Genomic DNA, 20,770 nt, shown 5'->3' with positions numbered 1-20,770 from the left:
CTCACTGACCGTGAACACCGGCGGAGTGACCGGCTTTGGCAACGGCGGAGCTGACAACGTGGGAGGCATCCGTGCCCTGGCAAGCCTGACCACGGATGACGCAGGCGTCATTGGGGAGCGGACGGTGTTCAACATCCTGGGCGGCACCTCGGTGACGACCACCACGACTCAGACTTACAACGATGCGGTGACACTGATGCTCGACACCGTGCTGGCCAGCACCGCTGCCGGCAACATCAGCTTCAATTCGACAGTGGATACGGATGCAGCGGCCCTGGCAGTGCGCTCACTGACCGTGAACACCGGCGGAGTGACCGGCTTTGGCAACGGCGGAGCTGACAACGTGGGAGGCATCCGTGCCCTGGCAAGCCTGACCACGGATGATGCGGGAGTGATTGGAGAACGGACGGTGTTCGACATTGCAAACACGGTGGTGACGCTGAATGCAGACGGAACGGTGGCAACGGTGACGACACCGTCAGTTATCACTACGGGAGCGCAGCTTTACGGAGATGCGGTGGTGCTTGCGCAGGACACGGTGCTGCGGAGCACGGGAGCCGGAGTGCTGGGCAACATCACCTTTAATTCCACGGTGGACAGCCTGACAGCCGGGAGCGAGCGGTTGCTGGCGATTGAAACATTGGGGACGCTTACTTTCAGAACATCGGTGGGAAGCCAGGTGGCTCTCTCAAGCCTTACGGCTGGAGTGGGTGCGGCACAGCCAGCTAGGGTCATTCTCAATGATGATCCAACGGATCTCCGAAATGTCGGATACGGGAGCGATGTTGTGACCATCCGCGGCCAGCGGTACAACTCTGCCAATATTGATTTGGGAATGGATCTGGTCTCGACAGAATCCTCCGGATTGCTGGGGGGCATTGTGCTGGGGAATCCCGGGGCTTCAATCGTTCTTGTTAACGATGCCAGTCTGACAAGCGGAAGTCCTGCCACACCTGCGGCAGCTCCCTTTGCACAGGGTAACATTGTGGTGAATGGAAATGTGACCAATCAAGCCGGTGAAACCCATGGTTTGTATATCAACACCTTAGATTCTGATGGGACCATCATTCTGAATGGCAATGTGGGAACGAATGCCAGCGGGTTGAGCTTCTTCGAAGTGAAGAGCAAAAGCACGGTTTCCATCCCGGCTATTGATGTGTTCGCCTCGCTGATCGGGCTGGTGAGCACGGCAGGCAATGTCTCCCAAGATATCACCGCAGGCCATTTCTTGGAAGCTGCGAATCTCTACGTCCAGTCTGGAACAGGGTTTGTGCAGTTGCGCCGTGCCGGAAATTCCTTTGGAAATGTGGCTGGCTCTGCCGAAACCCATATCGTGATCCGGGATGACGATACGGGTTTGGTTCCAGCAGGGTTGACCATTGGTGAGGTTGATTTTGCAGCAGGCCCTGATCTTGTCATTTCCAATGCCAATGTGGCCGGTGCTTCCGCAGGCACACTAACCGGACTGACCACTCCACAAGCTGTTGGAGTAAACTCCATTGCCTTGATCGCCAATGGCTCCGTGAGCACTCTTGGAGCGGCAGCGATTACCACCAATCATTTGGGGGTTTTCGCAGGAGGAGATGTTGACATCACTACCTCGGTGGCAAATCTCACCGTCCTCGCCCGGAATCAGGTCACGACACCAGAAAATGTGTCGTTCTTCAAGATGCCAACTGATGTTAATGTTGAAACGGGTGGTATCACGATTGCTGGCATTAAGGAAAATGGCGGGATCCGGTTTGACGATACCCCTGGTTCCCCCGCACTTCTGGCAGGGAACCTGACCGTCCGCCAGACAGGTGATCTCAAACTGGCGGGCATCGCTATTGGAGAAGGCAAGGTTTTTGACCTTATCACGACTGCTGGCACAGCTCAGACGGTGACTCAGAGTCACGGAATAACCGCTCCAACATTCAAGGTAACTTCTGCCAATGGAACCATTCAACTGGACCGTCTCAATAATGGACCAACTGGAAATCTTGGGTTCTCCCTCAACCGTATTGATACTTTGGGTGCCGTCATGGTCACTGCAGGAGACTTTGTCCTCTTTGATGGCGCGGGCGGCTTGGGTCTCAGCGGGAACATCACGACTGAGAATGGAGGCGTGAAGGTCGTCACCACCGGCGGTATGAAATTAGCGAATAGCCTGACACTGACAGCAGGCAATCAGTTGCTTGCGTCCAATGATCCTAGTGGGAATGCCATGGTTTTGGTGTCCAACCATAACAGTCCTGAAGGTATCGTGAACGGAAACAATAATTTCAATGCGGCTGGTAAGATTCTGACAATTAAATTGGCTAATAATCGCAAGGGTGTGATTTATGTGGATTCGCAATCAAAGAGTAATTTTAACGGGATCAACTTCAGCTCCTTCAGCCCCATTACTCCATATGACAACAACAGTGGTAATACTCTCAATTCGATCAGCTTCGGTGCTGGGAATTTGACCCTCGCCATCGCGGGCCGGCTGGATGTGGTTGACCTTGCAGGTCAGCTGGACACGGATGACATCCTGCGCCGTATCCGGGAACTGAGCGATCCAAGCCAGTATGTGAATGTGGACATTGATGAAGATGAGCTGCGCAAGCTGCGTCAGAAGCTTCAGGCCCAGGCCAAGCGTAAGGGCGGTATCGTCACCCCATCCTCCTACGGCGGCATCCAGCTGACGGGCTTCGATTACATGCTTCGCAGCAATGCTGAGGCGAAGAAAGAGCGCAACGAGCCGCTGACCCCGGAAGAGCAGAGCGATCTCCAGATCTCGGTGCTCCAGGGACTGCCGCTGAACTGATCAGGAAAACCCATCCGGCCCCTCAATGTTTTACTCCCGAAAACTATGAAAGTGACGATCCCATCCGCCTGGCTGATTTCCCTGCTGGCTCTCACGGCGCTGCATCCGCTGCCCGCCCAGCAAGGCCCCAAGCCCTCTGGCTTTCCCACGGCACCCCAGTTTGAGGTGAAGTCCCCCCTGCTGGATGTCATCAAGCCAGGAGAAACCAAGGAAGAGAGCTCCACTCCGGCTAAACAAGCTCCGGCTCCTTCTGCGGCAGAGAAGAAAGAAGTTCCGGCCAAAGCTGTGGAGACCAAGGAGAAGTCCGAAGGGGTGCCTGTCATGGCCAAGGCTCCAGCCGCTGGTGCCCCGGCAGAAGCGTCGGCCCAGGCCCCCAGTGCAGAAAAAATGGAACTGCTTCCCGAGCCGAACTCGCAACCAGTGGCCCTGCCGATCCCTGCTGCCGGGTCTTTGGATGAGCTTGCCAATGTGCCGGCTGCCGCCCCCTTTGTGATGACCAAGACCACGACGCTGGTTTCCTCGCTTGCGGGCATCACCCTTTACAAGGATTCGCGGGTGACCATTGATGACAAAGCCCCTCCGCCTCCCAGCTTTCTGAGTTCCGGCATTCAGCTTTTGGGATTGGATACACCCGCACCGGATGTGCTCAAAGACACGCTGAGCAGCCGCTACCTCGGCAAGAAGCTGACCTTCGCAGTCCTGGAGAAGATGGTGGAAGATATCATCAAACATTTTGCTGATAACGGGCGTCCTACCACCCATGTGTACATTCCTGAACAGGAGCTCAGCTCTGACAAGGTCTGCATCGCCGTGCTGGAAGGCCGCATCGGCCAGATCTCCATGAAGGCGGATGAAGAGGCGAAGCGGAGCTGGTATGACCATGAGAAGCTGCGCAGTGAACTGGCGGTGGAAAGCGGCTCCATCCTGGACAAGCGCCTGATCGAAGATTCCATTTACAATCTCAACCTCAGCCCCTGGTCACGCCTGGGCCGTGAGGATGCGCACCCCTTCCGCACTGCCAGTGTGGAACTGGCCCCCAGCGACAGCGTGCTGGCCACCACGGACCTGTCATTCAAGGTCACGGACCGGATGCCCGTGCAGGTTTTCGCCGGGTATGACAATACCGGTACCGTCCTTCTGGGTGAGCACCGGTTTAACCTGGGTGCCGTCTGGTTTGATGCGTTCAGCCTCGGCTGGAACCATCAGATGGCCGTGCAATTCCAGTCTGACGTCGAATATGAGCGTTTCCACTCAGCCCTGTTCAGCTACCAAATCCCGATCAAAAAGTGGAACCAGTATTTCCAGTTCTTTGCCGCTTACATGGACAGCTCCGTGGAGATCCCGGCTGCGGGTGTGGAGCAGGTGCTGGAGGGCACCACCTGGATTTTGGGTGTGCGCCATCACTTCGGCCTGCCTACCTGGAAGATTTCCAAGGATGAGTCCATCCTCAAAAACGACCGCCTGGCTCTTTATCATGAAGTGGGCATTGGCTTTGATTTCAAAGCCTCAGACAACAACCTGGCTTTCGGCGGCACAAACGTCTTCGCCGGTGAGAACGAGGTGGCCCAGTTCATGGCGGAGTACAATGCCCGGCAGACGGACCGCCTGGGTGAGACCACATTCAACCTGCAGTTCGTTTACAGCCCCGGCGGACTTACCGCCAATAACGACGATGAGGCCTTCCTGGCCGCCCGATCTGAAGGCACGGCCAATTACATCTACAGCCGCGCTACGCTGGGCCGTGTCTTTGAGCTGGGGAAAATGACGGATGTTCTCAATGACTTTAAATTCCACCTGCGTGCCACCGGCCAGGTGTCCAATGAAAACCTGATCGCGAGTGAGCAGCTTGGCCTTGGCGGTTTTGATTCCGTTCGCGGCTACCCGGAACGCGTTGCACGCGGTGATTATGGCCTTTATCTGCAGGCTGAACTTTACAGTCCGGCATTCCACCCGCTGAACAGGCTGGCCGGCCGTTTCCCCTCTGAGAAAAGCCGGGACATCAATGACGAACTCCGCTTCCTAGTGTTCTTTGACTACGGATACGGCGATGTCGTCACTGCCACACCTGCTGAGCCTGGTGACCTTACCCTGGCCAGTGTGGGTTTCGGTTTGCGCTACCGCTTCAACAAAGCCATGACGTTGCGCTTCGACTACGGTTTCCAGCTTGAGGAGCTTGATCCAGCCCAGGTCGGCATCATTGATCCTGTGTTCGGCCTTGGTGACAACGGCTACGCGCACCTTGGTCTCTCCATCAGCTTTTAATGGCAGGTTTTCGCAACTCGTTCGTGCGCGTTTCGTCATGCCGGGGTATGGTTTTGCCCCGAAGACGGTTTTTTAAGCCATGAATGAGACCAATGAGCGTGACTGGGCGGCGAAAACCGCCATGCGCCTGCGCATCGTGCAGGCGGCCATGGTGGAGTCCGAATCTGAGGATCGTGGCAGCGAGGTTTGGGCCTTCATCGCGGAGGCCATCAATGAGCTGGACACGGATGATGGTGAATACCAGCGCCGCTGCATGAAGGCACTGGATGAGGAATTTCCTTTTTTTGAGTCAAGGCCCGCATTGACCGAAGAAGCGGCTGAGCCACCCGCTGAGGCCCAGGAGCCCGCACCAGCCTCCACCTCAGCCCTGGACCTGGTCAGGCAGCTGTCCGGGATGTACTCCAGCATGAGTACAGAAGAGCGGGAAAAATCCTCCCGGATGCTCGCAGAGGCAGGCTTCCCCATCGGACAGGCTACTGCTGCGGCGGCACCCGGTTCCTTGACCGCCGCCATTACGTTGCCGGGTTTCGAAGAGGAGAATGTCCGGTTGAAGCGCACCGTGGAGCGCATTCTGGAGCGGCTCGGCCCTGGGAGCGCCAGCAGCACGAGCCACGGAGACCCCCGCCTCAGCCTCATCCGGTGCATGCAGATGCTGGGCCTCATGTCAGAGCAGTATCTGCTGGTGCATCCTCACATCTGGGCTTTGTGGGACCGTCTCTCATCCAGCCAGCATCACACCACTTCCTTCAACCGTCCCTCTTTGGAGCCCAGCCAGGCACTGGCAGATTTCCTCAAAGGCAGCTCCACCACCCGCCGCTCCGATGTCGGAGACATGGTGACCAAAAGTTTTTACCTGCTCAATGCGCTCGTCGCAGCTTCCGGGGATGCCGGCAAAGACTTCGCCCGCTGGTTCTTCCAGAAATTTGGCCCGGAAAACATCCAGTCCGTCATGAGCTTCGAAACCGGGGTCAGCCTCGCTGGCCCGGCCGAATACTGGAAGCGATACGTCGAGCTGACCCAGCTCCATAATGAAGATGAAATGAAGGAGCAGTTTAATAACCTGCTTGCAAAGGCCATGCAGCGGCATCTCCAGCGCCGCCCTGGCAGTACCTCTGCAGGATAGCGGGCAGAGCAACAGCTGCGGGGCCCTGCAATCTCAGGCGTGCCTCGTTCTGTTGCGATGGGCTGTCAGTGCCTGGGCTGGCAGACTTTCCATCTGCCACAGCCGCATCAGCAAGGATGCGCAGTCAGGCAGCAGCAGCTCTCCGGAGATCACTTTGCCTAGGAGCCGGTTGGCCTCCTCACCCAGGCCGGAAATGTAGCCCGCCCGGCCCCCCATCGCTGCGGCAGGCACGGGCAGACCGCTGAGGATGTGATACAAAAGCCTGGCAAACCGGCAGGGCAGATCCGTCTCCATCCCCATGAAAGCGGCCTCATAGTCCGGCTCCACCCGCAGGATGAAGGGTGGCCATTGATTGGCCGGCAAGGACAGCAGCTTCTGCGCCTCCCGCCCGCTGATCCGCGCACCCATCATGTGCGGGAACTGCAGCGTCAGCCGGTGTGCCGCCAGATCCAGGCTGTTCAGGCCCGCACTCATGGCCAGGTCACAGGCGTCCGCCAGTTGATACAGCACGCTGGCCGCCTCCAGCAGGTTCAGCTTCTGGCGCGCCTTCAGCACCGTCAGCAGGGAAAGACCGTCCACCATCTCTTCGATCAGCACCAGGTGGTCTGTAAATTTGATCAGCGAATTCGGCCGCACAACGTAAACCCCGTCGCAGCGGCTCGCCTGGACCACCATCTCCTCCAGGCCCCGCACCACTTGGCTGTCTGCCGCCAGGCTGCGCTGGATTTGAGTCAACTGCACCATGTCACCCGTGGAAGAGCGCCGCGCATAGAAGGTCCGCCCCAGATCCCCGTGGGCATCCTCACGTTCCTCCACCATGTCAAATTTGGCCGCCAGCGGCTGCTGGATCACCCGGATCCCCATTTTCGGCGACGGCGCTGGCCTTGCTTCTGCCCCTGCAGGCGGCCTCGGTGGCCGGGCATCTGGTGCCGTTTGCGGAGGCGGAGCAGCGTTCACATGGGCCGCCGGGACGGGGGTAGCATTTGCAGGAGTCTGGGTGGAGGATGGCGGGATGGGAGGCATGGTTCCCGCTGTCCCGTGGCCGGGCGCAGCCCCCCGCCGGGATGCCGTGGCCCCGGCTGCCCGTGTCGTGGTGCCCAGATGCGGTGCCGTCGTCGCACGGGACCTCGCTGGCGCTGACCCTTCGGGCAGTTTTTCAAACCGGGGACTCCCCACCAGCGCCCGCCCCGTCCGGTGCATTTGTACCAGGCATTCATCTATCCCCGTCAGCACGATGTGCATGTTGCGCACCCGCCGTTTCAGCTCCGGCTGCATCATTTCTGTCAGCAGCGCCCGCACTGCCGGGTGGATCCTTTTTGGCAGGAGTGTCCCCAGATTTTTCCCGGAAAGCCGCTGTTTGGTGACCTCCTCCGAATTGTTTTTCAGGGGCAGCTTCCCCTCCAGCAGGAACCACAGCGTCACCCCCAGGGCAAAGACATCCGCCCGCTCATCCAGGGTCTGCTCCCTGAGCTGCTCCGGGCTTGTGTAAAGGAGCGTCCCGCGGAACTGGCCGCGCTGAGTCAGCCCGCTAGCCTGGTGCAGGTTCTTCACCAGGCCAAAGTCAATCAGCTTCAGATTCGCCTCCTCTTTTCCCGGCACCATGGCCAGCATCAGGTTGGACGGCTTCAGGTCCCGGTGCAGATAGCCCTGGTCATGCACATGTGCCAGCGCCCGCGCTGCCTGCCGGGCCAGGTGCAGCACCGTCTCCTCCGGCAGCGGCCCCCGGCTCGCGGCCAGCTTCTCCAGGTCCCCGCCGTCGCAAAATTCCATCGCATAAAACAGCACCCCGTCCGCCTCATCACAGTCCACCATCTGGGCGATGTGCGGGTGCTTCAGACAGGCGATGGCCCGCGCCTCGTTTAAAAAGCGCTGCTTCACCTCCGGGTCCCCCGCCAGGTTCTCATGGACCACCTTCAGCGCCACCGTCGTCCCCAGCAGCGCGTGTACCGCCTTGTACGTGTTCCCCGTGGATCCGCTGCCCAACAGCATGGGTTTCCCGTCCGCATGGCGGGCCACCTCATACTTGCCAAAGCGGATGGGGGAATGTCCTGGACCTTCTCGGCTCATGATTCAGTTGCAGCGGACTTGTCGGGAAAAGAGGAGACCATCGCCCCGCCTGCCCCAGAATGCAAATGCTCCATCCAGAGTGATGCGGGCACTCCTGCCTGCCAGGCAGCCGACGCCGCGCTCTAAAAAGAAAAAATCCCCGCATCCCAGGCTTGACGTATCCTGGCCCATCTGACAGGCTTCTCTTACTAGGCAGCAAAACGGCCTGATAAATCTTATGGGAAAACCGGCCGCGCGTCTCACGGACATGCATACCTGCCCGATGGTCACACCGGGCACGCCGCCGATTCCCCACGTGGGCGGCCCCATCAGCGGACCCTGCGTGCCCACGGTTCTCATCGGCATGATGCCCGCCGCCACGGTGACGGACATGTGCGTCTGCGTCGGCCCGCCGGATACCATCGCCATGGGCTCCCCCACCGTCTTCATCGGCGGCAAGATGGCCGCCCGCATGGGAGATCCCACCATGCACGGCGGCGTCATCGTCATGGGCTGTCCGACGGTGTTGATTGGGGAAGTCGGCATGGGCGGCGTGACCCCCATCGTTCCCGCGCCACCCGGCATAGGAAGCTTCTTGGAAAAGACATTTGCAGATGCCAAGTCGGCGGCTAGCGCCCAGTCCGAAGCACTCAAAAAGGCTGCTCAAAACGGCACTCCCTTTTGCGAAGTGTGTCCCTACGGAAAGTAATCCCTTCATTCTGCCATGAGCTGCCTCGCTTCCGCCACCTTTTCCATCCTTGATGCGGCTGCAATGGGACCGGCGTTCAGAGAGGCGGCTTCACTGCAGGCGAATCATGCCTGCCTCTACCGTGGGGAGAGCGAGCAAAACCTGGCTACCGTTGCGCCTTACCTTTTTTCATTCAATGCCTCCACGGACTTCGGCAAGTGGCTCGTGACATCGGGTTGGGGCCGCGCGTGGGGGGTGCATATTGTCACCTCAGCCTCCTCTGAAGACACCCGGCGGCATCTGCGGAAGTTTCTCATCGTCAAGACTGAGGAGGGCAAGGAACTCTATTTCCGATTTTATGATCCGCGTGTGCTCCGGCTCATTCTCCCCACTTTTGGGCCTCAGGAGCTAAAAGAACTTTTTGGCCCCATTCAACAGTGGATCGTTGAAGATGAAGACCCGTCGTTCGTGCTCAGGTTTCAGCTCCATAACTTGCAGCTGCGAACCTTACGGGAACCCGTCTCAATGAGCGGCCGCAAAAATGACTTTTCCGGCCCTAACACGCTCCCGCCCAGTTCATGATCACCGTCAAGGAAGAACAATTTGCCGTTTTCCGGCCCCGGGCCCGCCAGGCTGTTCCTGCAACAGTTCAGCGTGGCCTGGTCCGCAGCGGTGTGGATGTCCGGAAGCGTGACAATCACCTCATCATCAGGGACAAGTGCCAGCGTGAAAGCGCCCTCACCTTCCGGAAAGACGGCCTGCCTGAGCGGATCGAGCGCCCATCAGGACTGACCTGCCATTTTGACCATGATTCATCTGGCCGCCTGGCCGCAATGATTTACCCCAGTGGCCGGCGTTTGGAATTCGGCCGGGACAAAGCGGGTGAAGTCACTTCCCTGCGACAGCCGGGGTTTGCGGAATATGGTTTCCGGTATTCGAAACCGGCAGGGGCAGGGGGAGACCCCTTGTTGCAGGCAGTCACTTATCCGGATCACAGACAGCGGAGTTTTGAATATGACTCCGATGGCCGCGTCACTGCCATCATCGAGCCTTCCGGTGCGCGCTACGTTTTTCAGCGCAACGAACGCGGTCATCTCACGGAGATGCGGGATCCGATGCGAAGGGTCATTCAGATGATCACCGATGAGGCAGGGGCTCCGCAGTCTGTAGGGTTTCCCGACGGCAGCTCGGAATCCTATCACTTCGATCCTGCGGCCAGCATCGCTGTCCGCACCCACCGTGACGGGCACGAAACCTCCTATCTTATCAAGGATGAGCGGATCGCCCAGATAGGGAACGGCCCGGATGACAGCACCCGCTTTGGTTATGATGGGGAGGGAAATCTCACCTCCGTCGAGCGCAACGGCCAGCTCATCGCCTTCACTGTGGCGGATGGGGAAATCCTGGAGGAAAAGACTTCCGCAGGTTCTGTGTTCTACAGCCGGGATGCGGAAGGCAGCCCGTTGTCCCTGGGCACCCCGTTTGGGGACAGCATCCAGTACCGCTATGATGAAGATGGCCGGCTGGTGGGCCTCACGGCATGGGGAGGCCGGGAATTGCAGCTCTCCTACAGCAGTGAAGACACGATCAGCGAAATCCTTTTTCCCAACGGCTCGCGTGTGCAGCAGGAGTATGGGCCTGCCATGCGGTTGACCAAACGTGAAGTGCTCAGCAGCGGGCGTGTCATTCAAAGGTCAGACTATCGCTATGATGCATGCACACGGTTTTCGGGTGCCTCACACCGCGGTCTTTTTCCGGGTGAAAGCAAGATCGCCTACGATGCTGACGACCACGTGGTCCGCGAGGAATCCAGCCGGTGGAACGCCAGTTACACCTATGATGCCAAAGGCAATATGACCGGCATCAACGGAGCCACGATCAAGGTGGGTCCGATGGATGAGCCTCTTGAGTGGCGTGGCACAGCTCTGGCCTATGACAAGCGGGGCAACATGGTCACCCTCCCGGGCAGGGCTGGAACGCTCCAATGCAAATACGCTGCCGACGGCATGCTGTCAGAATGCCGCACCGGGGGCGGGACCCTGCGCTTTCGCTATGATGCCCTGGGCCGCCGGGTGGAGAAAACCGGGGGCACACAAAACTGGCGCTATGGCTGGGCAGGCCACCAGCTTCTGTGGGAGGAGTATCGTGAGCAGCAGGATGCCGCCCCTGTCCGCCGTGACTACCTTTTCCTGCCGGGAACCGTCGTCCCGCTTGGCTTCCGGGAAAAAGGCCGTTGCTACTGGCTCATCACCGATGCCCGGGGCGCGGTGGAAATGGCGCTGGATGACCAGGGAGAAGTCGTCTGGAAGGCCACCTATGACAGCTTTGGGCAGGTCCACCTGGAGGTGGACAAGATCCGCCAGCCCTGGCGGATGCCCGGCCAGTATGAAGACCAGGAGACCGGTCTCTACTACAACTTCGCCCGTTACTACAGCCCGCAGCTCCATTCTTATCTCTCTCTCGATCCACGGTGGATCGAGTTTGATGCTTCCCACTATAGCTACTGCCGCAATGATCCCTGGAACCGTGCCGACCCTTTTGGCGGCATTGCACCGCTCCTGGCCATCGGCATCGCAGCCGTCGTCGGTGCGGCGGTCGGAGCTATCGTCGCCGCCGCCACAGGAGGGGATCCGCTGGCCGGGGCCGTGGAAGGCGCTGTAGCTGGTGCGGGAGCCCTGGTGGCGGTGGTATGTGGTGCCGGAGCCGCTGTCATCCTTGCCGCAGGCGTTATTGCCAGCGCCGTGGGTGCCTTCGCCGGGCAGATGACGGAGCAGGCCCGCAAAGGCGATCAATTTTGTCTCATGTGCGCTCTCAAGGGGGCCGGCGTCGCGGCTCTGACGGACCTTGCCTTGCTCGGGCTGGGCAAGATCCCGGGCGTCAAGAAACTGGCGGGTTTCCTCGGTAAAAAACTGGCTGACCATGCCGGACCGATTACACGGGCCTCCCGGCGCGCCTGGAAGAAAGCCAAGGATGCCGTCTCCCAGGCTGCAGGGAGAAGAGTACGCAATGGCATCAGTCCGCGTCATGCGGAATCCTTTGCGGAGTTTGCCGCTGAGAAGAACCAGTTCGTCATTGTGCGTAACAGCAATGATGCCTCCATGAAGTATCAGGGGCAGCCGGGCTACACGGCCAAGCCCATGAGCTGCAAAGCCAAAACCGCCAAACATGGCGAGGACGCCGGACTCGTTGTGGATCCCACTCATCCCAAGCAGCAAAAGGCATGGGATGATGCGGAACTGGCCGCCAAGGACGATCCTGAAAAACTCGCTCAGGTGAAAAGTGATCGCGAAAATGCCGAGAAGTACTGGAAGAAGTACGAAGAGGACACGCAGAAAAGCACCGGCAAGAAACCCGAAGTGGACGATCAGGGACGTGCGCTTCAGGATGGCAAAAAAATCCATGGCGACTACGACCTCCATGGCGTTTACGACGGCAACAGCAAAGAGCGCGTCAGCTATGGAAGTGGCGATGCCAACAGTCCGGATGAGTCTCTTGCCCGTCAGCGGCGCAAAGAGATGAATGAACATCTTGATCCAGATGGCAAGAGCGAGATGGTGCAGCATGGCGGTCAGGACGATTGGAACAACCCTAACAAGTCACCCGACCCGCCGGTGACCGTGTTCAAGCCCGATGGCACCTCCGAGCAGCTCAAAGATGCTGATGAGATGAAGGACTTTTATGAAAGCAATGGCTTGCCCTGGACCTATGGCGGGTGATAAACGGCGACTTGCGGGGCCATTCAAAACCGACGTTCTTTTACTTACCCTCTCCTCATGACGATCCCTCCATTCGATAAGGCCAGGCGCCGCAGTTTGCTCGAGACCCGGGAGCAGCTCCTGACCCGCTATCATCTGCTGGACGAGCAGCTCCAGTCCCTGCACGAGGATGACACCGCACGCCGCCAGCCCGTGCGCCAGGAGATCCGCAAGATCAGAGACCTGATCGGGCGCAACCGGGATGAATATGGAGAATGTCTGCCGCGCATCCAGGCCTCCATCTGCCCCTTTACCGGGCAGCCGTTGGTCATTGCCTTTGACCCGGTGGATCTGCAAGGCCTGTGGTGGATGGAGTTCACCCGCCGCCCCTATGAAGGGGAGCAGCGCCCACCGTCTTATCGCCTGCTGAAAGGAGCCCTCAATCTCCGCCAGGTGCCGCCCAAGGGAGGCAGGCATGATGCTCTTGTCGGCCCGGAAGTACCTTATGTGATTCCACGCATCCTCCGCGCGCCCGACATGCAGATGGTCATTTCAGAGATCCCTCTGCAGTGCGGTTATGTGGCCTACATTCTTGCTTACTTCTCCTCCGCCCCCCGGCAGCCCGGCCAGCTCTCCTCCCCCTGGCTGGAAAAGGATGAATATGATGTGGCCGATGCCCAAGGCAACCTGCGCTGGCAGGCCGCGAATGACGCCTGGGACTTCGATCTTGAATCCTGGATCAAGCGCGGACGGGTGCGCTGGATCTCTCCCGGTGAAAGCCGCCTGGCCCCCCAGTCCACCCAGCCAGCAGACTGCCCCTACCTGAATCTGCCCGGCAAACGCGTCCCCCAGGTGATTCAAGGCCAGCAGCTTCATGAGCGCTCGCTGCCAAATCCGGACGTGGATGTGGAGCCGTTTGAATAAGCGGCTTCGTCGCGGCCATTGATGGCTGGCAAAAAGTCACTCAAATAATTATGATGTTGAGCTTTGTCAAAATCCATTCCATGCTTTTCGTTAGGCTTTAGCCATTGATTCCATGAGCACCATCACCACTTCTGTTGGCAAAGGCGGCATGAATTCCAAGACGGAGGATAACCGTCTGGTTCAGCAACTGCTCAATAGTCGCATCGGTTCCATCATCGGTTCATTGGTGGTGGATGGCATTGTGGGTCAGAAGACCATCGCAGCCATTGAGTATTTTCAGCAGTTCAAGATGGGCCTGTCCAGGCCTGATGGCAGGGTGGATGTGGGGGGCAAGACCATCAAGGCCCTGACGCAGAACGGCCCGCCGCCGCCTTCGGATCAGGTGGCTCTGCCGCCGCCGACGAATCAGAGCGGAGCTTTTTCAACGGCACAGCAGATCGCCGCATTGAAGGAAGCTGCCAAGCTTTATGATATCGCCGTCAGTCCAGGAAACATGTGCGGAAAATATACTTTTAATTTAGCTTATAACTACATCAAGTCCCTGCGCAGCCAGCCCTTGCATCCCATCACCTCTTACAGCAGCATGCTCGCTGCAGGAGGAAATGCCAAGCAGCAGAGCTATCACAACAACCTGAAGCTTCTGGGCTATTCTGAGACCGTTGTGGCGGCAGACTGTTCCAAAACCAAGCTCAAGGAACTGATTGCGACCACCCAATTTAACATCGGAGATGTCATCGTCTATTGGGGGCTACACGATGATGGTGGGGTTACTTCCAGCGGAGCCGCCGTGGATGGCCATTGGAAGTATGGGCACACCCAATTGTTCACTGACAAGAAGATCCTGCCGTCCTATGATTGGGCTTCAGACCCTAAAAACAATTACGGCGCATCCTTTGTTTACAACAACGCCACCAAATATCCTGGCAATAACTGGGCCTTGAAAGTATTGCGGGCACCTGCCGCGTGATAGCTCTCCTGAGCAAGCCTTGGGGCAATAGTGATATGGCGTTCAGGTGCTATATAAGGTGACAGCACCTGTCGCAAAACTGGGAAATGCAGCGGCAAAGAGGAAAATCTATTTGCTGGCGCTGGCAGTCTTTTTCAGCCCCTTCTGAATAGAAAGCGCATACTGCTTCACATCGGCCGGAGTCCAGACCAGGTTCCAGGTTTTGTGCCATTCTGCATACGTGTCTCCGCCGCCCAGGTGCAGGCCGTTGGCGACAACCGTGGAGCAATTTCTTTTCAAGGTATCCCAGGATTGCAGGGGACCTTGGTACATGACGCCATCCCTGGCCAGACCAAAGGACTGCCACCAGTTCTTGATGGCGTTTTCATCCAGTCCATTGAGTTCAATGACGGAGTCCGGAGGCTGGCCTTCCGCCTCTGTGTCGGCCTCGAAACTGCGGTTTCGATAAGGACTGGAGGCATAAATATTTTCGTGGATGCCTGAAGGAACCTGTCCAGGCTTTTCCGGCCACCAGGAAATGTAATTGCTGCCCACTTTCATGGAGGCATGCCCCCAGGCTTCTCTTTTTCCCCGAAAACTCCAGATATAGACGGTGACCATAATAGTAAAGGCAGGTGATGGGTTGAATGATGGATCGTGAACTGGCGCGGACTGATATGAATTAACCAAACGTTGCTTCAATGAAGGGTTTGCCGCGTGCCTGGCCGCTGTCCCAGGCCACGGGCATCAGGCCCAAGGCCTTTCCGAGGGAGACCAGCACCTGGCCGAGCACCGTCTCAGCAGGCGGCTTGCCCTGCTGGAGCTGGGCCAGCGTCGGCTGGGTGTCGAGGATGTTTGACAGCCGCACTTTGGACGGGCGGCAAATGCCCACCACACGGAAGGCATCCGCCAGCATCTGACCGGCCGATCCTTTGGGCTGGTTGGCATCCCGGAAAATATCCGTCACGATCACACTTGTGCCTTCGACGGAAAATAGCGCAAAGGCGCGCTGATAACCGGGCCACTCCACCCGGTAGCCATCAGGATGATCTTTGACAATCGGCGTCGTCGGTGAGGGCGTCATGGCCTAAAAAGAGCGCAAAACCCCCCAGCGTGTCCAGCCAAAAATGCATGGATCGCGTAAGAAGGATGTTACAAGATAGCCCGCTAAGCAAGTTGCATGGTCTGCTGCCGAGTATATCCAGCCTTTTCCTCAGAGCTGCGACCTTGGTAGGCAGCGGTATCACCTCTCCGCCAGTTGGAAGCCCAGCACCGCCAGTTGAGCCAGGCCTTTTTGCACCAGTTCACGGGCTTCCTGCAGTTCCTTGTTCATGTCCAGATTCCCATCCGGTCCCGGTTTCACCGTCGCCGCCATTTCATGGGCGATCTGGTCCGCCGTCCGGGTCCCGTCCATCTGCCCTAGCAGCCACAGGCCAAAATCATCACGGATATGCAAGGTCTGGTGGCGCAGATTGGTGATGCCGCCGCCGAACTGCCGCTGATACAGCGCCCACGCGCTCGCCCGTGGCCTCTCTGTCGGTCGCGTGGCAAAGGGGGCCGGCATCGCATGCGCCTCCGCCGCCCCCATTTGCAGAAATTCCGTCATCACATGCTCCAGGCTGCCCTGCTCTGGCAGCGACCCCAGTGCACCGCCTGCCGCCTGTGCCAGGTCATGCAGGCTGACCCGGTCTGGCCAGTGCAGGCCCAGGTAGGCCAGCGTCACCTTGGCCAGCGGATGGCTGGTGGTCAGTTGCAGGCTGCCTTCTCCCTTGAAGGTCACGCTGCTGCCATCCAGCAGATTCACCGCGTCGCTGTCCGGTTTGGCGGCGGAGGCAAAATACAGGCCCTCCAGCACCTCCGGGGGCACCTGGCGCAGCACTTTCACCTCCTGGTGGCACAGCAGCGACTGGCGGAAGCGGCGGCATTTCAGGAAATCCAGATACTGTTCCGCCCGGATCACATCGTCCCCCAGGCCAGCCAGCACATCCCGCACCTCCGGCGGATAGCGAAGTGCATGCATGGACGAATAATCCGCATCTCCCAGGTACTGCAGCCCGTGCGCCCCGGCCAGATCCGCAAACTGATGCAGGAAAAACGGCTCATTGATCTCCGCCAGGTCATCATGATAAAAGTGATTCGAATCGTATTTCAGCACCCGTTGCGCCTCACTGCGCATCAGCGCCCCGTATTCATCATCCGTGCCGTGGCTCTGCGCCAGAAACTGCATCAGCGCCCGCCCCTGGGAAATCTTTGTCGCCGGGTCCTGCGCATTCTCCGTGTGATAAGCCAGCATGTCCCGCACCATGCCGCGCAGGTGGCTGCCCGGATGCGCATTGTAGCTGATAAAGGCCACCCCCTGCGGGGCCAGCACCTCCCGGCACAGCGCCAGCAGCCGCAGCCGCACCGGTTCAGGCACCCAGGAAAACACGCCGTGCGCAACGATGTAATCCCACTCCCCGATATCCTCCCGGCTCAGTTGCATCAGGTCCAGCGCCTGGAAATCAATGTTCGTCAGCCCAAAAGCCTGCGCATGTTTCAGACCCGCTTCGATGCTCGTCGCCGCCAGGTCAATGCCCAGGAAACGGCTTCCCGGCAGCACATACGCCAGCGGCAGCAGATTGCCCCCGTCCCCGCAGCCGATCTCCAGCACCCGGCACTGCTCCGGCGCCGCCGGGTCCAGCCCATGCAGCCGGGCGATCATCGCCAGATGCGCCGGGTGCGTTTGCGCATAGGCATTGCAAGGATAGGGGACCTGATCGTAGGGAGTGGACATGGGCAGGGAGAGGAAAGCCAGAATCTGTGAACAATCCTTCCGAGGCAACCCTTTACGCAGCCTCCTTCGCGAATCCTGCCCATTGGCGGCGCAGCCTGGCCCCGCATCTTCCTCCGCGCCTGGGTCCATAGAACGGCCCTCCTGAAGTCACCGCCAGAAAGCAGCACTCTTTTTTGCAAATCCGGTTGCCGAAAGACCTTCCCGGTTTATTCTCGTAACCCCGCCGAACAGGCGCCTGCCGGGATAGCTCAGTGGTAGAGCAGTTGATTTGTAATCATCAGGTCGTCGGTTCAAATCCGACTCTCGGCTCCCTTTAGTATCAACGATTTACGTTGGTTTACAGCGATTCATGAATCTGCCACCGTGCAATTTCTGTGCACTTCCAGGCTCGGAGCTTGGCCTGCTGTTAAGCCTTTTCCACGGTCCTTCCCCCACCTGACCCGGTCAGGTGGTGACCCGGTCAGGCGGCGACTGGTCAGGTGTGACCCGGTCATGGTGATGACGGGTAGGAGGTGACCGGGTCAGGAGGTGACCGGGTCAGGAGGTGACCGAGTCCAGGGCGGTGAGAGCCTTCTGCGCCTCCTGGACAGGCCTCGCACGCGGCCCCTTGGGCGGGGTGGAGATCTCCGATAACCGCCGGGTGGAATCCGTCATCGCTGACGAGGGGCCTCTTGCCCGCTTGAACCCCGGGAGTCGAGTCTGGGTCGCCAGCTCCCTTGCCTACCCTGCCATTCCTGAAGGCGTCCCCAGCCTCGGGCCTCCGGGAGGTTCCTGTTCCCGTTCTTTCGCCTCCCCGGTGATGTTTGATGGGACGTCGGGTTATGGTCAGCATCGTAGCCCGGCAAAGCGCCCTTTCCGTGCTGCTGACCGCTCCAACAGGCGATTTGCGCCCTATTAGCCCGTGTTTGGGTAAATCCAGTCCAAGCTCGCCCTGGGCCACCCTGGTGGCGTGTAGGGGCTCTCTAACAGACTTTGGGCATAGGGGTCGGCTTGCCGGTCCTGGCTTCCTCTTCTTTCAGCTTCCTCACTGAGTCTTCCATGATCTTCCATAGCTTTCGATCCCGGCTCCGCCGTCTCTCCACACCAACCCGCCGAATGTGGCTCTAAGTGCCGCCCATCCACGGACTTCGGTATTGGGTCTCCTTCTTCATCTTCTAGACGGTACGTTCACCCGCACATTTGCAACCGCATTTCGTGCCCGGCGCTCCCCTGCCGGGTTTCCAAGAGCCTTTCTATCTCAAACCAAGCGCCAGGGAACTTCATACTCCCCATCTGCTTTGGGATTCAGAATCACAAAGTTGCGATTGAACCGCTCGGGCCTAAACACTTTCAAAACGCTGGCGGCGGCTTCCTCCCATGTGGAGGATTCGCCGATGTATTGGCCTTCGTTGTAATCCCACTGGTATCCTGAGCCATCATCCTTGGGTGACACCACTGCGACGGTCTCGCGTTCCATGACCAGATTCTGTTCCAGCCATCGTAGAATGCCCTGAAGCTCGGCCTCCGAGTATGCATGCAAACGCTTCTTGAACGGGTTCTCGGGGTAGCTGGGGCGAGCCGTTTTATCCACCGCTGTCTCTGGAATCAGGGCTAAGGTAGCCTGCCGTCCCTGCGGCCAGTCCACTCCATGCCAGCAGAGGAAATGACGTATTTTGATCGTCTTCTTCCGAGTTCTCCTCGGCTTCTGATCCTGGTATGTCCGCTCATCCAGTTTTCTATCGATATGAAGTCCCTCTTGCTCCGCCTCCCCCACACTGATTTCTGTGGCAGTATTCTTTCCCCCTCCCCCAGTCGCTTCTCGCAAAGCGCTCTGCACTTTCCATCTGCCAAACGGGTGTCGATATAGTGAGGCATGGCTTATTCCAAGTGCCTCGGCCAAGGCTGGGACTGTCAGTTTTTTGTCAGTCTCGGGGTTGCCGTTTATGTCATGCATGACGCGTGACTTTTGAATGCGAAAGGCTGCGTTACTCAGAATATAGGGCGCAAACAGTTTCATCAATGTCCTGTCATTCACCTGAAGTAATTGTTGAGCAATAGCAGTCTCTCGTTCAGGGCTGTCTGACTGCAACGGGTGCATGGCGTGGTCTGCGCTCTGTTCTTCGATAAACTGTTGGAATAGTCCATCCACGTCCTGCCACATCCATGGGGCCGAGACTCCATTTAGTTCTTCTTCCGGGTTAACACTGACATGTCCTAACTGGAAGGGCATAGCCGTTCTGATCTGCTTTCGCTGAAACACCTTTTCCAGGGCTCGTTGTAAGCGGCATCTGAGAAGCGAGTAATCCCCTTTTGGTAGCTCAACCGACCAATGACCGCCTTGGCTCTTTGTCACCTTGACTGTGCTATTGGCGGGCCAGGTCTTCAGCCAGCGCTTGGCTGAATCGACACTGCATTGCAGAAGCTTCGCAAACTCTGCAATCGATAGGGTGTAGGGTAAATCACGCATGAGTGAGAGGGTGCCGAGTTCTTGAGGAGCCACAAGCACTCATGAAAATACATAATCAACCACTCACACCTTTCCAAGACCAGAGTCTTAGCCCCGCTGCCCTGGCAGCACGCTGGGAGTGTTCTGTCGTCACAGTTAAGCGTCGGATCAAAGCTGGACAAATTCGTGCCCATAAGAACGGTCGGCTCGTCCGCATCCCGCTCAGTGAAATCCTCCGTTTTGAATCTGAGATCACTGTCTAGTCGTGCGAGACTTTATCCTCGATCCTCCCACATCAGGGAGTCTGCCGAATCGCGCCAAAAAACGTCGAATCGTGCCGCCAAAGCCAAAGCCTGGCGAAAGGGGGGCAAAGCCGTATTCCGACATGGACAAAGATGCCTTGCTGGCCACTTCTCTCGCGTTCTCGTCGATGGCTCTGGTCACACTGACTGCTCCGAGTCAGAACAGGATTCTGTCCTGGATACAACTCAGGGCATACATCAAGAAACTGAAGGACACCCTATCAAACTGGCATCGCCGAAAGGGCTTTCCTGCTCTGCTCTTTGTCACCGAATTTGATCCACCGCACCGCGAAGAAATTGGTGCTCATTTTCATATCGGGCTGGCCTCGCCATTGGATGAAACGCAGATCTCTGCTTTTCGTCGGCTTTGGCTCGACCTAGTGGAGGCTCAGAACAACATGGGAAATTTGTTCGATTACTCAGCTAGTGGGGGTGGAAAAGGTCTTCAGCTTTACCTCGCCAAAGATGTAGTGTTAAAAGAAAAAGCGTTCGTGAAATACCCTGCGCCCTGGTTGCCCGAGCGGGTCAAACCGCGCCTTTGGTTCTGCATTGGTATAAAGCGCAGGCCGTCAAAGGAAGGTGCGAAGATACGATCCAGGCAAGGGAAGCGTCGTCGTCGTTTTGATGATTTTCCTTGGCATCGAAGCCAAGCTCGGGAAGGCGTTGCGCAAGCCACTTTGACAGTGAGCACGCATGCGCATACATAACCTCCTATTGGGTCGAAAACGAACCGCGCATTGCGGGGATGATATGCACCCCGTTACGGCTTAACGGGCGGATAAAATTCTGGTAATG

General features: G+C 58.3%; 13 protein-coding genes, 1 tRNA gene and 1 pseudogene. 10 read left to right on the top strand and 5 right to left on the bottom strand.

The features are described 5' to 3' along the window. The 3 genes from WJU23_RS10990 to WJU23_RS10980 form a co-directional block, all read left to right on the top strand. A partial coding sequence (locus tag WJU23_RS10990) for a hypothetical protein (RefSeq protein ID WP_346332605.1) occupies positions 1-2,791 on the top strand: 2,791 nt, incomplete at its 5' end. A 45-nt stretch (positions 2,792-2,836) separates the two neighbouring features. Further along, complete coding sequence (locus WJU23_RS10985) at positions 2,837-5,053, top strand: ShlB/FhaC/HecB family hemolysin secretion/activation protein (protein WP_346332604.1); 2,217 nt, start codon at positions 2,837-2,839, stop codon at positions 5,051-5,053. 79 nt (positions 5,054-5,132) lie between these two features. Further along, on the top strand, positions 5,133-6,176 hold the full coding sequence (locus WJU23_RS10980) for a hypothetical protein (protein ID WP_346332603.1): 1,044 nt from the start codon (positions 5,133-5,135) through the stop codon (positions 6,174-6,176). Positions 6,177-6,209: 33 nt separating this feature from the next. Here the strand turns inward: WJU23_RS10980 and WJU23_RS10975 are convergent, their stop codons facing one another. Beyond that, positions 6,210-8,243 (bottom strand): serine/threonine-protein kinase, encoded by a 2,034-nt coding sequence (locus tag WJU23_RS10975; RefSeq protein WP_346332602.1) that lies wholly within the window; start codon positions 8,241-8,243, stop codon positions 6,210-6,212. 217 nt (positions 8,244-8,460) lie between these two features. Here WJU23_RS10975 and WJU23_RS10970 point away from each other — a divergent pair. The 5 genes and pseudogenes from WJU23_RS10970 to WJU23_RS10950 form a co-directional block, all read left to right on the top strand. Then, a pseudogene (locus tag WJU23_RS10970) lies at positions 8,461-8,757 on the top strand (PAAR domain-containing protein); the annotation flags it as partial. A gap of 189 nt (positions 8,758-8,946) precedes the next feature. Beyond that, entirely contained in the window at positions 8,947-9,492 is a 546-nt protein-coding gene (locus WJU23_RS10965) for a DUF4123 domain-containing protein (protein WP_346332601.1), read from the top strand. Beyond that, positions 9,489-12,626 carry an RHS repeat-associated core domain-containing protein gene (locus WJU23_RS10960; RefSeq protein ID WP_346332600.1) on the top strand — a complete coding sequence of 1,046 codons (3,138 nt, stop codon included), beginning with the start codon at positions 9,489-9,491 and terminating at the stop codon, positions 12,624-12,626. Before WJU23_RS10965 ends, WJU23_RS10960 begins: the two co-directional genes overlap by 4 nt. A gap of 57 nt (positions 12,627-12,683) precedes the next feature. Beyond that, positions 12,684-13,529 carry a hypothetical protein gene (locus tag WJU23_RS10955; RefSeq protein WP_346332599.1) on the top strand — a complete coding sequence of 282 codons (846 nt, stop codon included), beginning with the start codon at positions 12,684-12,686 and terminating at the stop codon, positions 13,527-13,529. Positions 13,530-13,641: 112 nt separating this feature from the next. After that, a complete protein-coding gene (locus WJU23_RS10950) occupies positions 13,642-14,496 on the top strand; it encodes a hypothetical protein (protein ID WP_346332598.1) in 855 nt (284 codons plus the stop codon). 108 nt (positions 14,497-14,604) lie between these two features. Here the strand turns inward: WJU23_RS10950 and WJU23_RS10945 are convergent, their stop codons facing one another. The 3 genes from WJU23_RS10945 to WJU23_RS10935 form a co-directional block, all read right to left on the bottom strand. Then, positions 14,605-15,096: a hypothetical protein gene (locus WJU23_RS10945; protein ID WP_346332597.1), complete on the bottom strand. Its 492-nt coding sequence runs from the start codon at positions 15,094-15,096 to the stop codon at positions 14,605-14,607. Positions 15,097-15,157: 61 nt separating this feature from the next. After that, a complete protein-coding gene (locus tag WJU23_RS10940; protein ID WP_346332596.1) occupies positions 15,158-15,559 on the bottom strand; it encodes a hypothetical protein in 402 nt (133 codons plus the stop codon). A 159-nt stretch (positions 15,560-15,718) separates the two neighbouring features. Then, the gene (locus WJU23_RS10935) at positions 15,719-17,248 is read right to left on the bottom strand and encodes a class I SAM-dependent methyltransferase (protein ID WP_346332595.1); all 1,530 of its coding nucleotides are present in this window, start codon (positions 17,246-17,248) and stop codon (positions 15,719-15,721) included. 237 nt (positions 17,249-17,485) lie between these two features. On the opposite strand from WJU23_RS10935, the gene WJU23_RS10930 reads away from it, so the two are divergent. Beyond that, positions 17,486-17,557, top strand: a tRNA-Thr gene (locus WJU23_RS10930). A gap of 928 nt (positions 17,558-18,485) precedes the next feature. On the opposite strand, the gene WJU23_RS10925 is transcribed toward WJU23_RS10930, so the two are convergent. Next, complete coding sequence (locus WJU23_RS10925) at positions 18,486-19,694, bottom strand: hypothetical protein (RefSeq protein WP_346332594.1); 1,209 nt, start codon at positions 19,692-19,694, stop codon at positions 18,486-18,488. 364 nt (positions 19,695-20,058) lie between these two features. Between WJU23_RS10925 and WJU23_RS10920 the strand changes: the two genes are divergently transcribed. Beyond that, complete coding sequence (locus WJU23_RS10920) at positions 20,059-20,682, top strand: hypothetical protein (RefSeq protein WP_346332593.1); 624 nt, start codon at positions 20,059-20,061, stop codon at positions 20,680-20,682. Positions 20,683-20,770: the final 88 nt, after the last annotated feature.

It is taken from the genome of Prosthecobacter sp. SYSU 5D2 (assembly GCF_039655865.1).
Classification (GTDB): domain Bacteria; phylum Verrucomicrobiota; class Verrucomicrobiia; order Verrucomicrobiales; family Verrucomicrobiaceae; genus Prosthecobacter.
Note: the sequence above shows the minus strand (reverse complement) of the source record. Positions and strands in the feature narration are given on the sequence as shown.